The 13,392-nt window shown below is 63.7% G+C and carries 15 protein-coding genes and 1 riboswitch; of the genes, 9 read left to right on the forward strand and 6 right to left on the reverse strand.

Annotated features, from left to right (window positions below):
• Positions 1–31 precede the first annotated feature (31 nt).
• Positions 32–235, reverse strand: a riboswitch (cobalamin riboswitch).
• Between the two features lie 117 nt (positions 236–352).
• Complete coding sequence (locus ACY8GK_RS06260) at positions 353–1,018, forward strand: HAD family hydrolase (protein WP_196178497.1); 666 nt, start codon at positions 353–355, stop codon at positions 1,016–1,018.
• A gap of 343 nt (positions 1,019–1,361) precedes the next feature.
• Here ACY8GK_RS06260 and hisN read toward each other — a convergent pair whose 3' ends face one another.
• A complete protein-coding gene (gene hisN, locus ACY8GK_RS06265; protein ID WP_196178495.1) occupies positions 1,362–2,153 on the reverse strand; it encodes a histidinol-phosphatase in 792 nt (263 codons plus the stop codon).
• A 334-nt stretch (positions 2,154–2,487) separates the two neighbouring features.
• On the opposite strand from hisN, the gene ACY8GK_RS06270 reads away from it, so the two are divergent.
• The 6 genes from ACY8GK_RS06270 to ACY8GK_RS06295 all read left to right on the forward strand — a co-directional run bounded on the left by ACY8GK_RS06270 (position 2,488) and on the right by ACY8GK_RS06295 (position 7,617).
• On the forward strand, positions 2,488–2,967 hold the full coding sequence (locus ACY8GK_RS06270; RefSeq protein WP_196178493.1) for a GNAT family N-acetyltransferase: 480 nt from the start codon (positions 2,488–2,490) through the stop codon (positions 2,965–2,967).
• 254 nt (positions 2,968–3,221) lie between these two features.
• Positions 3,222–4,118: a LysR family transcriptional regulator gene (locus ACY8GK_RS06275; protein WP_196178491.1), complete on the forward strand. Its 897-nt coding sequence runs from the start codon at positions 3,222–3,224 to the stop codon at positions 4,116–4,118.
• Positions 4,119–4,285: 167 nt separating this feature from the next.
• A complete protein-coding gene (locus ACY8GK_RS06280; RefSeq protein ID WP_462402611.1) occupies positions 4,286–5,422 on the forward strand; it encodes an acyl-CoA dehydrogenase family protein in 1,137 nt (378 codons plus the stop codon).
• A 106-nt stretch (positions 5,423–5,528) separates the two neighbouring features.
• Positions 5,529–6,323: a class II aldolase/adducin family protein gene (locus ACY8GK_RS06285; protein ID WP_462402612.1), complete on the forward strand. Its 795-nt coding sequence runs from the start codon at positions 5,529–5,531 to the stop codon at positions 6,321–6,323.
• Positions 6,324–6,796: 473 nt separating this feature from the next.
• Entirely contained in the window at positions 6,797–7,333 is a 537-nt protein-coding gene (locus tag ACY8GK_RS06290) for a DUF4142 domain-containing protein (protein ID WP_462402613.1), read from the forward strand.
• Entirely contained in the window at positions 7,330–7,617 is a 288-nt protein-coding gene (locus ACY8GK_RS06295) for a hypothetical protein (RefSeq protein ID WP_196178484.1), read from the forward strand. The genes ACY8GK_RS06290 and ACY8GK_RS06295 overlap by 4 nt, the downstream gene beginning before the upstream one ends.
• Positions 7,618–7,822: 205 nt before the next feature.
• Here the strand turns inward: ACY8GK_RS06295 and ACY8GK_RS06300 are convergent, their stop codons facing one another.
• A complete protein-coding gene (locus ACY8GK_RS06300; RefSeq protein WP_196178481.1) occupies positions 7,823–8,089 on the reverse strand; it encodes a DUF1652 domain-containing protein in 267 nt (88 codons plus the stop codon).
• A gap of 218 nt (positions 8,090–8,307) precedes the next feature.
• Complete coding sequence (locus tag ACY8GK_RS06305) at positions 8,308–9,684, reverse strand: L-serine ammonia-lyase (protein WP_196178479.1); 1,377 nt, start codon at positions 9,682–9,684, stop codon at positions 8,308–8,310.
• A 147-nt stretch (positions 9,685–9,831) separates the two neighbouring features.
• Between ACY8GK_RS06305 and ACY8GK_RS06310 the strand changes: the two genes are divergently transcribed.
• On the forward strand, positions 9,832–10,779 hold the full coding sequence (locus tag ACY8GK_RS06310) for a LysR substrate-binding domain-containing protein (protein WP_196178478.1): 948 nt from the start codon (positions 9,832–9,834) through the stop codon (positions 10,777–10,779).
• A gap of 13 nt (positions 10,780–10,792) precedes the next feature.
• Here ACY8GK_RS06310 and ACY8GK_RS06315 read toward each other — a convergent pair whose 3' ends face one another.
• The gene (locus ACY8GK_RS06315; RefSeq protein ID WP_196178476.1) at positions 10,793–11,785 is read right to left on the reverse strand and encodes a bile acid:sodium symporter family protein; all 993 of its coding nucleotides are present in this window, start codon (positions 11,783–11,785) and stop codon (positions 10,793–10,795) included.
• Positions 11,786–12,177: 392 nt separating this feature from the next.
• On the opposite strand from ACY8GK_RS06315, the gene ACY8GK_RS06320 reads away from it, so the two are divergent.
• A complete protein-coding gene (locus tag ACY8GK_RS06320) occupies positions 12,178–12,492 on the forward strand; it encodes a hypothetical protein (protein ID WP_462402614.1) in 315 nt (104 codons plus the stop codon).
• Between the two features lie 62 nt (positions 12,493–12,554).
• Here the strand turns inward: ACY8GK_RS06320 and ACY8GK_RS06325 are convergent, their stop codons facing one another.
• A complete protein-coding gene (locus ACY8GK_RS06325) occupies positions 12,555–12,866 on the reverse strand; it encodes a hypothetical protein (RefSeq protein ID WP_462402615.1) in 312 nt (103 codons plus the stop codon).
• 171 nt (positions 12,867–13,037) lie between these two features.
• Positions 13,038–13,391, reverse strand: coding sequence for a RidA family protein (locus ACY8GK_RS06330; RefSeq protein ID WP_462402616.1), 354 nt, complete (start codon positions 13,389–13,391; stop codon positions 13,038–13,040).
• Between the last annotated feature and the right edge of the window lies 1 nt (position 13,392).

Consider the following 13,392-nt stretch of genomic DNA (forward strand, 5'->3'; position numbering starts at 1 on the left):
ATACCGGCCCATGCCCGCCCACCGCAGGTGTTTGCCATAGAAGCTCCAGGCCGGTCTCCGGGCTCACGAGGCTCGATACCATCACCTTCCCATGGCCAATTGGCCACAGTGGTCTGTCGAAGGCATCACTCGCATACCGTTGCGGGGGCAGCACCGGACTGGCTCGAAGAGCGTACCGGTTTCCCGTTTCACCCCATGCGCGGCGGCATGGGGCACCTGGATCGAGCGGCATCTGAACACCCGCATCGGTTCTGCGTCAAGAGTGCCAAGGCATTGCCGCATACGACCGGCAGAACGAAAAACCCTCATCGGCTTGTGGTAGCTTGAGGTTTTGCCCTTTCCAGGAGACCCGATGCTCAGCGCCCTGCTGTTCGACCTCGATGGCACCATGACCGATACCGATACCCTGCACCTGCAAGCCTTCCGCCAGCTGCTGCACGCGCATGACGGACGCACGCTGAGCCAGGCGCAGTTCAACGAGCAGATCAGTGGCCGCGCCAATCGCCAGCTGTTTCCCGCACTGTTTCCCCAGGCCAGCGCCGCCGAATGCCAGGCGCTGGCCGAACGCAAGGAAGCCCTGTTTCGCCAGCTGTCGCCCCGCCTCGAGCCCCTGCCCGGCCTGCTGCGCCTGCTGGCCCATGCCGAGCGACGCGGAATCGGCATGTGCGTGGTGACCAACGCCCCACGCCTGAACGCCGAGCACATGCTCAGCGCCATGGGCCTGCGCCAGCGTTTCGAACACGTCCTGGCGGCCGAGGACATGTCCCGTCCCAAGCCCGACCCCTTGCCTTACCTCACCGCGCTGCAGCGGCTCGGAGCCAGCGCCACGCAGGCACTGGTGTTCGAGGATTCCCTGCCCGGCGTGCGCGCTGGTCGGGCGGCAGGCGTGTTCACCGTGGCGCTGGCGACCACCCAGCAGCCCCAGGACCTGCTGGCGGCAGGCGCCGACCTGGTGGTCGCGGATTTCGAGGATTCGCGATTGTGGAAGGTAATAGACCGCATGGAGTCTGAAGGCTAGGCCAGGCTACGAAAAGACTTTAGGCATCCGGGAGCCATCCTCCACCTCAGGCCGGTTCGCTGTCCCGTCGCTTTTCAAACCTTCGTCGCTTGAAGTAGCGGCGCGCAAGCCCTGCTGCGATATTGCAACAGCCAGCCTCGCCCCGAAGGCTGCGATGCCGATCCGATCTGGGCGGTACCGGAGCCGTAACGCTGACGCAGCAGGCCACCGCAAAGCAGCAGCCCGGCGCCACCGGTCACGTTCGATGATGGCTCCCTGAGCGTCGTGGCATGGTTTCGTACAAGCCGCGATGCGGCCCATACCACTTGCTACTGAAAGCCCATGGTCAGCGAGCGTCAGGCATTTACATCGCCCCGCGCAACATCTCCACCACCTGCCGATGCAACACCGGATCCCCACATGCCACCACGCACCCCCCGTGCTGGGCCGTGCCGCCATCCCAGGCAGTGATCACCCCGCCCGCGCCTTCGATGATGGGCATCAGCGCCTGCACGTCATAGGGTTGCAGGCTGGCCTCGACGATCACGTCGACGAAACCCGAGGCGAGCATGCAGTAGGCATAGCAGTCGCCACCGTAGCGCATCAGCCGTGCCTGGCTGGCGACGGTTTCGAAGGCGCTCTTGCGCGCTGGGGTGTCGAACATGTCTGGAGTGGTGCACATCAGGGTGGCCGAAGCCAGGTCGGCGCAAGCGCGAGTCTTGAGCGGCGTGCCGCTGCGCCAGGCACCTTGCGCGGTGCCGATGAAGCGCTCGCCGGTGAATGGCTGGTTCATCACGCCAAGCACAGGCCGGGTGCCATCGTTGAGCGCGATGAGCGTGCCCCACAACGGCAGGCCGGTGATGAAGGCGCGGGTCCCGTCGATCGGGTCGAGCACCCAGGTCAGCGGACTGCTCCCGAGCGCGACGCCCTGCTCCTCGCCAAGGATGCCGTGTGTCGGATAATGCTGCTGGATCAGCGCACGCATGGCTTGCTCGGCGGCCTTGTCGGCCACGGTGACCGGGTCGTACAGCCGCCCGCCCTTGTCCTCGACATCGAGGCTGGCACGGAAATACGGCTGGATCGCCGCCGCGGCAGCCTCGGCCAGGCGCTCGGCGAAGGCGCGGTACTCGTCGGTCTGTTCAGGCGTCAGGGACATGGGCTTGGCCTCGTTCGGGAAAAGGGCTCGCATCATACCCGAGTCGCCGCGCTTCGAAGCGCATGCCGCGGGCTCGGCGGAGGACCAAGGAAAATTCGCTTCCATGGACAGCAACGGATACAGCGAAATCAGCAGCAGCGTAGCCATCGACAGATCGAACAGCAGCAGCCGGCGCGGGTCTGCAGCATGCGGCGATGACTACCACGTTGGTGGTGCAGCCTCGGGCCAGGTATGTAAGGCACATTGTGCAGTCGGCGCAATCCGCTTTGCTTGTGGCTTGCAGCTTGCGCCAAGTCCACTACCATGGCGGCCTGTTCAATCGGAATCAAAGCCCATGACCTTGACCATCCGTCCCGCCCGCCGCAGCGATGCCGGGCAAATCCTGGCCTTCATCACTGAACTTGCCGAATACGAGCGTGCCCGGCATGAAGTCATCGCCAGCGTTGCCGACATCGAACGCACCCTGTTCGACGAAGGCGCCAAGACCAGCAGCCTGATCTGCGAGCGCGACGGCGAGGCCATCGGTTTCGCCGTGTACTTTTACAGCTACTCCACCTGGCTGGGACGCAATGGTATCTACCTGGAAGACCTGTACGTCACGCCCGAACAGCGTGGCGGCGGTGCTGGGCGCGAGCTGTTGCGGCATATCGCCCGAGAAGCGGTGGCCAATGACTGCGGTCGGCTGGAATGGAGCGTGCTGGACTGGAACGAGCCGGCAATCGGTTTCTACAACGCGATGGGCGCCGAACCGCAGGATGAATGGATTCGCTACCGACTGACGGGCGAGAAGCTGCTGGCGTTCGCTCGAGGTTGATCTGGTTCGGCAGGCTTGTCGCTTGCCGGTTCTGGATCCTGACGGCGGCCACTGCCACGCAAGCCAAGCTTGCGGCCCCATCGATGGGTAGTTGCAAGGCCGGCCGCCCTGCGCAGGAGCCGTCGCCGTGCCGCGACTGGGCGGCGAAGCGGCTTCAGGCAACCTCTTCCATACCTCAACCGCTGTGACAACCGGTGCATCACGGATTATTCTTACCTGGCATCTTCTCTTGGTTCGATATGTGAGCGCCGGATATGAAAATCGATGACATGGACGCCTTCGTGGCCGTCATCCGTTGCCAGTCGACCAATCTCGCCGCCGAAGCCTTGCAACTGACCCAGCCGGCGATCACCCGACGCATACAGAACTTCGAGCAAGACTTGGGCGTGACCTTGCTTGACCGCAACACCAAGCCGCTCAAGCCGACCTCCATGGGCTTGAGGGTGTATGAGCAATGCAAGGCCATCCTGCGGGAAATCGACGCCCTGCGCGAGCTGGTGGCCAACGACGGCGCGCCTTCAGGCACCTTGCGTCTCGGGGTGCCACAGACCTTGGGCGATGTGGTGCTGCTCGAGGCCCTGGCGCAAATCCGCACGGCCTATCCGCAACTGCGCACCCAGATCACCAGCGGCTGGGGCAGCAGCTTGATCGCGCGCATGGAGAACGGCGAACTGGATGCGGCGGCGGCGCTGTTTCCGCCGGGCAAGATCTTTCCCGAGGGTATCGCCAGCCAGTCGGTGGCAAGGATGGCGCTGCGCGTGGTCACAGCCAAGGGCAGCGCCAGCAAGCGCAGCTACAAGCTGCGTGACTGCCATGAGCGCGGCTGGGTGCTCAACCCTGACGGCTGTGGTTTCCGTGCCGGCCTGCAGCGGGCGCTCAGCGAACAGGGCCTGTCGTTGTCGATCAATCTGGAAACGTTCGGCACCGAGCTGCAAATGGGCCTGGTCGCCAACGGCCAGGGCCTGGGTCTGGTACCCGAGCCTCTGCTGGAAGCCAGCCGCCACCGGAGCGAGCTCGATGTGCTGACAATCAGCGACTTCAAGCCACAAGTCGATCTCTGGTTGTTCCATCCGCGCTACCTGGGCAACCTGCAGGATCCCGTGGAACTGTTCGGCAAGGTCACCGCCCAGCGTTTGCAAGGATTGTCGTAAAATCAAAAATAAACATTTTATAAATCGACTTTATTCTTCAATTAGATAATTAATATATAACATAAAAGAATTTCACGAAGCACACTCATACGAATACGGTATATCGAATCGTACCAGGCCCTTTAGCCCGGACGGCCACCCACTGTATTCGCAGGAATGAATGTGCAATGAGTCGCCTCCCATCCGATAGCGCCCTGGCCGAGCTTACCCAAGCCCTGGCCGCCAATGCCGAACGCTACGACCGTAACGGCCAGTTCCCCCACGACAACTTCACCCTGCTGCGCCAGCACGGATTGCTCGCTCTCACCGTGCCATGTGCCCTGGGCGGCGGTGGCGCCGACCTGGCCACGGCGCGCCGGGTGATCGCCGCCGTTGGCAAGGGCGATCCCTCCAGCGCACTGATTGTGGCCATGCAGTACCTGCAACACTCACGCTTGCAAGATGAAGCACGCTGGCCCGAGCGCCTGCGCCTGCAGGTCGCCCGCGACGCGGTGACCAACGGCGCATTGATCAATGCGCTCCGGGTTGAGCCTGAACTGGGCACGCCGGCTCGCCGCGGCCTGCCAGCCACCTTGGCCCGAAGAACCAGCGAAGGCTGGCGCCTGTCCGGTCGCAAGATCTACTCCACCGGCAGCCATGGGTTGACCTGGTACCTGGTCTGGGCGCGCAGCGACGATGCCGATGCGTTGGTCGGCAGCTACCTGGTCCACAAGGATACCCCCGGCATCCACATCATCGAGGACTGGGATCATCTGGGCATGCGCGCCTCCTGCAGCCATGAAGTACGCTTCGACGGGGTGCTGATCCCGTTGGATCATGCAGTCGCCGTCAGCCCGGCCAGCGCGCCGCGCCCGGAACTCGATGGCAAAGGCCTGTTATGGATGTCGGTGCTGCTGTCGGCACTCTACGATGGCGTGGCACGGGCCGCGCGCGACTGGCTACGTGAATTCCTGCAGAGCCGCGCGCCGTCCAGCCTCGGCGCGCCGCTGGCGAGCCTGCCACGGTTCCAGGAGATCATGGGGCGTATCGACACGCTGTTGTTCGCCAACCAGAGTTTGCTCGACTCGGCCGTGACTGGACAGATCGCCACCGCCCACGCCGGACAGATCAAGCATCTGGTCAGCAGCAACGCCATCGGCGCGGTGCAGCTGGCCATCGAGGCCGCTGGCAACCCGGGCTTGTCGCGGCGCAATCCGCTGGAGCGGCATTACCGTGACGTGCTGTGCAGCCGCATCCACACCCCACAGGACGATGTGGTGCTTGGCCAGGTGGGCTGCACAGCCCTGGCGCAGGTGACGGCATGAGTCATTCGCCAATTGCCAGCCAGCCCGCCGCACAGGCCAACAAGTTCCTACACGAAAACCTGCCCGAGCATGAGCTGACCGCACAACACCCAACCTGGAGATGATCATGAGTACCTTGCCTGTAGTGTCCAGCAGCGAAGCCAGCGTGCGTCAGCGAGTCGGCCCGGAAGAATGGGAGGTACGGGTCAAGCTCGCCGCAGCCTATCGCCTGGCGGCGCTGTTGCGCTGGACCGATCATGTCTACACGCATTTCTCGGCGCGCGTTCCAGGGCCTGACGAGCATTTTCTGATCAATGCCTTTGGCCTGTTGTTCGACGAAATCACCGCCTCAAACCTGGTCAAGGTCGATGTCGACGGGACGATCGTCGACGACCCGCTGGGCCTGGGCATCAACCAGGCCGGCTACGTCATCCATAGCGCCATCCATCGTGCCCGACCTGACCTCAAAGCGATCCTGCATACTCACACGCGCGATGGCGCGGCGGTATCGGCCCAGCGTGACGGCCTGCTGCCGATTTCCCAGCATGCCCTCGGATTCTACAGTCGCGTGACATACCACGAGTACGAAGGGGTGGCCCTGGATCTGGACGAACAAGCACGCCTGGTCGCCAACCTGGGCGATAGCAACATCCTGATCCTGCGCAACCACGGCCTGCTCACTGGTGGCATCAGCGTCGAGCATGCCTTTCGCGAGCTGCATGGGCTGGAGCGGGCCTGCAACATCCAGATCGCGGCCCAGGCCGGTGGCAATGACCAACTGCGGCATGCCTCGCCGCGGGCCATCGCCAAGGTCCACGAGCAATCCAGGCGCTTTTCCGATGGTCATGGCGAGGGGGTCAAGCGGCACTGGGATGCACTGATCCGCCAGCTCGACCGTGACGGCCAGGACTACAAGGCGTGACCGCGCCTCCGACCAACAGCGCACCTGTCCAAGCCCCTGGCCAGCGCCCCACACCAGGACGCCCCACGCATACCCTCGCCTAGCCAGGGCCTGTTGACTTCCTGGCCTTGGGCCCGGTCACAGATCGAGAGCAATATTCGTGGCGGACGCTTGCTTCGCGCCTGCCAGAGGCACCCGACGTCCGGACTGATGGGGGGGCACGGTAGCAGGCGTCAGGCGCGCCTGGCGTTGCCCAAGGCCACCGACCGGACCAGCTAGGCGCACACGGTCTATGACGCGCAGACACCGTCGATCGGCAAAACGGCCAGGGACGATGATTGACAGCCTCTTCACTTGACCCACCCCTACCCCTTTGCCACGCTCGATAGAGCACACCGGGCATGGCCTGGATAGGCAGCGCGCAAATAAATTGAACGCTCTGCCCAGGCGGGCTTCGAACGATGACTTTGTCCTTCCTGTAAAGGAGCATGCGCATGCATTCGTCCCCCCTGCGCTCGGCAACACTGCTGGCGTGCCTGGCGAGTCTCGGCGCAACGGCAGTGGCCGCCGCGCCCGCCGATGGCACCTTCGCGAGCGAGGCGGCCAGCATGGGCCTGTCCGAGATCCAGGCCAGTCGGTTGGCTCTGGAGAAATCCGACTCGCCAGCGGTCAGGCAGTTTGCCCAACACATGATCGACGACCATGCCCAGGCCAACCGGGCACTGTTCGAACTGGCCAGGCTGCATGGGTTCGATATGCCCGATGAAGCGGCGCTGGCCGAGAAGGCGCGGAAAATGATGCTGCAGGTACCAGAAGGCGCTTCGTTCGACGCAGCCTATGCCCGCCATCAGGTCAACGCCCACCAGCAGGCGATCCGCCTGTTCGACCAGCAGCGACAAGCCGGGACGGCCGAAGAATCGATCCGCATGTATGCACGTGACACCCTGCCAATGCTGCGCGATCACCTTGAGAGGGCGCAGCAGTTGCAGCATGACCTGCCCAGCGATACCGATGGAGCCCGACAACCATGAAGATGCCCTGCCCCGCACCGGCAGCCAGCGTGGAGCTGGATTACGTCCGTGACACATTGTTCGGCCCCGTGGCCCAACGTGTCGAATGCCTTGTGCAACTGGCCCCGCTAGACCTGCGCGGTCGACCTGGGCTGCAGTTGCACATCGCGCCCCCGCTGCCCAACAAGCTCGATCGCTCGCACAGCCTGGCGTTCGTCTGGGAGGGGCGCGCCTACCATGGGGTCGTGCGCCACCATGGTAAATGTGGCGACGGTGGACTGAAGTTGCTGCTCGAACTGCAATGATGCCAGGCCGCTGGCTGCCAGGCTCTGGAAGCAGGTGCCTGCGCGCCGCTCAGGCTGCGCTGACAATGAGCGCGGGACGCTCACTTACCATTCGCAGGCGGCGCTTGCTCGCCTGTTGTCGCCTTGGCTGATCGCCGCTCGGCGACTTTTCGACAAACCCTGACGGGGCCGGCCACCTTGGCCAGTCGAGCCCACCGGGCACGGCTCAGGCCAGGGCCCGGACGGAGCGGCGAAGGGTTGGCCGATGCTGTTGCGCCCGTAGCTGGGACACCAGCCCGAGCAGATCTCGGCAGCTGTTGAGGCTGCTCAACGGAATGCCGGACATGACCAGGCAGTCGTCGAGATCCTGACCTCGCCCAAGACGGATGGTCAGACATACCCCATCCGGGCAACTCACTTCGCAGCGATCAGGCAGGCAGGCCTGTTCGATCAGTTGACGCATTTCCAACGTCGATAGTCCGATAAGCGACATTACCGCAACCTCTGCCGATGGCGTGTGACGGGACTCTCCCCTTGTTACGCCTGACTGCGCCTGAGTACCAATTGATAGAAGACATCGTCTATCCGAACGATCATGCATTCAGGCAATGAGCAGATCATCCTTCATCTGCACCATAGCAGTGGAGGCAGGAAAGTCAGGCAGGTTCGCCTTGGCATCGGCACTTGCCGACCGGCGGCCGCCAGGCCTGCTCAGCACTCGACGAAGGCCACCGCCAGCCCGCCGCGTGAGGTTTCCTTGTACTTGTCGAGCATGTCGGCTCCCGTGTCGCGCATGGTGCGGATCACCTGGTCGAGCGAAATGAAGTGCTCGCCATCGCCGCGCAAGGCCATCTGCACCGCATTGATGGCCTTGACCGCGGCGATAGCGTTGCGCTCGATGCAGGGGACCTGCACCAGCCCACCCACCGGGTCGCAGGTCAGGCCGAGGTTGTGCTCCAGAGCGATCTCGGCGGCGTTCTCCAGTTGCGCTGGCGTCGCGCCGAGCACCTCGGCCAGGCCAGCGGCGGCCATCGAGCAGGCCGAGCCGACCTCGCCCTGGCAGCCGACCTCGGCGCCGGAGATCGAGGCGTTCTTCTTGCACAGGATACCCACGGCGGCAGCCGAGAGCAGGAACGCAACGATGTCGTCATCGCAGGCATCGGGATTGAATTTCATATAGTAATGCAGGACCGCCGGAATGATTCCCGCCGCGCCATTGGTTGGCGCGGTGACCATGCGTCCGCCAGCGGCGTTCTCCTCGTTGACCGCCAGGGCGAACAGGTTGACCCATTCCATGGCGCTGAGCGTCGAGCCGATGACATTGGGCTTGCCCAGTTCCTGCAGGCTGCGGTGCAGCCTGGCGGCGCGACGACGAACCTTGAGGCCGCCAGGCAGGATGCCCTCGTTGCTCAGGCCATTGGCCACGCATTCCTGCATGGCTTTCCAGATCTTCAGCAAGCCGTCGCGGACCTCCTGCTCGCTGCGCCAGGCTGTCTCATTGGCCATCATCAGTTGGCTGACACTCAGCTCATGGGCCTTGCACAGGGCCAGCAGTTCGGTTGCGCTGGAGAACTCGTAGGGCAACGCGACTTGCGCGTGGTCGCAGGCGGGCGCATCGATCTGCGCTTGCTCGACGATGAAGCCTCCACCGACCGAATAGTAAGTCTGCATCAGCAAACTGCCCGCCTCGCCCAGGGCTTGCAGACTCATCGCATTGGGGTGGTAAGGCAGGTTCTCGTCGAGCAGCAGCAGGTCGCGGGCATAATGGAATTCGATCGGGTGCTGGCCATCGAGCATCAGGCAATGCTCCTGCAGCAACTGCTCGATACGTGGCCCGATGGTGTGAGGGTCCACACGGTCGGGCCATTGCCCCATCAGCCCCAGCAAGCAGGCACGGTCGGTGGCATGGCCGACCCCGGTGGCCGACAAGGAGCCGTACAGACGTATCTCGACCCGGGTCACCTGCCCCAGCAAGTGCCGTTCACGCAGCGTCCGAGCGAAGGTCGCGGCCGCGCGCATGGGGCCTACGGTGTGGGAGCTGGACGGGCCGATACCGATCTTGAACAGGTCGAATACACTGATAGCCATGCTAATACCTCCACCTTCGATCACGGAAACGCCGCTCAACGGGCCTGCGATGAAATTGCCAGGTGCTACCGTCATGCTCGATACTGAACCGGCATGCTTCGCCTGACCAACGAAATTTCCTAACCAAGCCTTTAGCAGGACTAAACCATGCGCAGGCAACTCAGCGGCCCGATGTTCGTCTGGCTTCACGTCTTTTCCTGTGCTGCCCGGCATTTGTCCTTCACCCGCAGCGCCGAGGAGCTGCATATCACGCCCGGCGCGGTAAGCCAGCAGATGCGCCAGCTCGAAGAACGCCTGGGCTTTCGCCTGTTCCTGCGCCGAGCACGTGGTGTCGAGCTGACCGCCGAAGGCCAGCGTCTGGCGCAGACGGTCAGCGAGGCCTATGGCAGCATCGAGGCGGAACTGCTGCGCCTGGACGCCGGCGAGATTCGCGGCACCGTACGGCTGCGCTCGATTCCGTCGTTCCTGGCCAAATGGCTGACCCCACGCCTGCCGCGCCTGCAGCAACGCTATCCGGACATCGAGCTGCGCCTGGTCGCCGAAGACAGCAACCAGGCGCTGGACGCGGCCGATTTCGACCTGGCCATCGACCTCAACGACGGCAGCTATCCCGGCATGCTTTCCACCCCGCTGCTGGACGAACAGATCTTCCCGGTCTGCTCACCCGCCCTGCTGCGTGGGCGGCCGCCGTTGCACGGCCCCACGGACCTGACCCACTACCCGCTGCTGCACGACATCACCGCCTGGCGTGGCAGTTCGGAATATTCGGAATGGGAGTTCTACCTCGACGGCATCGGCGCCAGCGGCCTGGACGTGCGCCGCGGTCACACGTTCAACCGCAACCACCTGACCATCGAGGCGGCAATCGCCGGCATCGGTGTCGCTATCGCCAGACGCACGCTACTCAACGACGAGCTGGAGCGTGGCGCGTTGATCGTGCCCTTCGGTGTGCCGATCCCCAACCACAAGCGTTACGTGCTGCTCTATCCACCCGCAGGCCTGACCCGGCCAGGCCCGCGGGCAGTTCATGACTGGCTGGTGTCCGAAGCCGCGGGTTTCAGGGCCCTGCATCCGCTGAACGCGACTGGCAACTGAGCGCCGCTTGGGCTCAGGACAGCACCGAGGAGGGTTCTGCGTCCGGCTCGCGACTGGCGTAACGCTGAGCCAGCACGGCGCAGACCATCAGCTGGATCTGGTGAAACAGCATCAACGGCAGGATCATCGCGCCGATGCCGCTGCCAACGAACAGCACCTGCGCCATGGGCACGCCAGTGGCCAGGCTCTTCTTCGAGCCGGCGAAGAGGATGGTGATACGGTCTTCCAGGCTGAACCCCAGCATCCGCCCGAGCAGCCGGGTAGCCAGCAGCACCGCCGCCAGCAGGATGATGCACACGGCAAACAGACCAGCCAGGTGCTGTGGCGATACGCTATGCCACAAGCCGGTCACCACGGCCTCGCTGAACGCGGTATAGACCACCAGCAGGATCGAGCCCTGGTCGACCAGCTTCAACCAGCGCGCCCGGCGCTTGACCCAGGCACCGATCCAGCGCCGAGCGAGCTGCCCGGCAACGAACGGCAGCAGCAACTGCACGACGATCTTGAGCACGGCCTCCAGGCCCGAACCGGTGTTGCCATCGGCTCCGAGCAACAGCATGACCAGCACTGGCGTGAGGAAGATGCCCAGCAGGCTCGAAGCCGCGGCGCTGCAGATCGCCGCTGGCACGTTGCCACGTGCCAGCGAGGTGAAGGCGATCGCCGACTGCACCGTGGCGGGCAAGGCACACATGTAGAGCACCCCCAGGTACAGCTCGTCGCCCACCAGCGGCAGGAACACTGGCTTGAACGCCAAGCCGAGCAGTGGAAACAGCGCGAAGGTGCAGGCGAACACTAGCAGATGCAGGCGCCAATGCCCGGCCCCGGCGATGATCGCTTCGCGGGACAGCTTGGCGCCATGCAGGAAGAACAGCAGCCCGATGGCCAGGTTGGTCAGCCAGCCGAACAGCACCGCGCCCTCGCCCTGGCAAGGCAGCAGGGTGGCGATCAGTACCACGCCCAGCAAGGTGAGGGTGAACTTGTCGAAGAGCATCCGCAGGTACTTCATGTCGTTTCCATTTGTTTCCTCGGTCTGCCCCTAGGTTAAAGGGTTTGTTGCCGTTTGTGCTAAGGCTGGGTGATCACTGATCGATCAAGCGTGTACGAAACGAGAGCAAACGCTGAACAGCGTATCTTGTAGTGCTCTGTTTTTTTCACTACAAAACTATTGACGCCGTTCATCGGGCTTATGCATGATGAGGTCGTCTTCCTGATCGGGAGCGAGGACAAGGGTATTCCAGACGGCCTGCGCGGTAACGCGGGCCGTTCGTGGAGCGGGAACTGTCCAAAAGACAGCATGGAGAAAGCCCCTGTTGCGATGCTGCGGTAGCAGCCTTGTTAGTGCGCTACATGGCGTGGCGCCAGACGTGAAATGACCAACCACAGGTAATAGGGGGCTTTATGATGAACTTGAACGACCGTCCTACGATCGACCAGCTGGCCGAGCTGTTCGCCGCGCGCAAGGACCATCTCGACGACCATCTGCTCTGGGTCAGCCACAACGGCGAGGTTCGCCTCGATCGCCTGCCGCCTAACATCGGCGAGGCGGAAATCGAATCTCACATGCCGAGCATGCGAGCCCGGCTGAAGGTGTTCCGTCGCGGCCAGGGTTATGTCGGCAGGAAAGCCGCGGCGGATACCGACTTCGTCGGCAGCGTGCTGCAGTCCTTGCAAGCTTCCTGGTCGTCGACCCCGCAACGCCAGGCGCAAGGCTGAGGGTTTTGGGCCCGACAGCGGGCGATGCCGGGCTGCGCCGGCATCGTTCGCCTCTTGCGTTCTCAGGCGCGGCGCCGACCTTGCGCCTGCGGGCTGGAAGCATTGGCCAGCGGGCCAGCCACCATGGCCCGCGCCCGATCGACGCCCCACACCAGGGCTCGACTCATGGTTTCTCCGGGACGTGCCGGGTAGTACTCCTCGACCAGTGCCTTGCCGCCTCGAGCATACAGGCCGAGAAACAACTGCGTGGCGCCGAGGCGCGAAAGCCGTACCTGTACATCGATGGTGGTGCCGTCGCTCAACTCCTCGTCATGACAACGGCTGTGTAGCTGGGCATCGGCCCATCTCCAGTAGGTTTCTTCCCTGATACGCATGAGCCTGGTCCTCCTGTCTCCAGTTACCCGGACAGTAAGACACAATGCGGCGAGCCCGGCGACCCGCAAATCCGGTTATGTTGTCCAAGGTCAAGAAAATCGCTGAAAAGCGTGCGACGCCCTGGCCGCAGCGGGCCGGGACACCCAGCCCACCACCCCAGGCGAGCGTGTTCAGCCCGCGGCGACGACGGTGATCTCCACCAGCAGGTCAGGCGCGGCAAGGCGTGATTCGACCGTCGCCCGTGCCGGAGCATGCCCCTCTGGCGCCCAGCCGTCCCATACCTCGTTCATGCCCGCGAAATGGGCTTCGATATCCGACAGCCATACCTGGGCCATGAGGATCCGGGTCTTGTCCAGGCCAGCCTTGGCCAGATAATTGTCGATCTTCTCCAGGACCTGGGCGGTCTGCCCCTTGATGTCCAGTGTGCGGTCCGTGGCCGTCTGGCCGCCCAGGAAGGTGAAGCCATTGCATTGCACCACGCGACTCATGCGCTGATTGGTTTCGATGCGGGTGATATCCAGCATG

It is taken from the genome of Pseudomonas sp. Marseille-QA0332 (assembly GCF_054950175.1).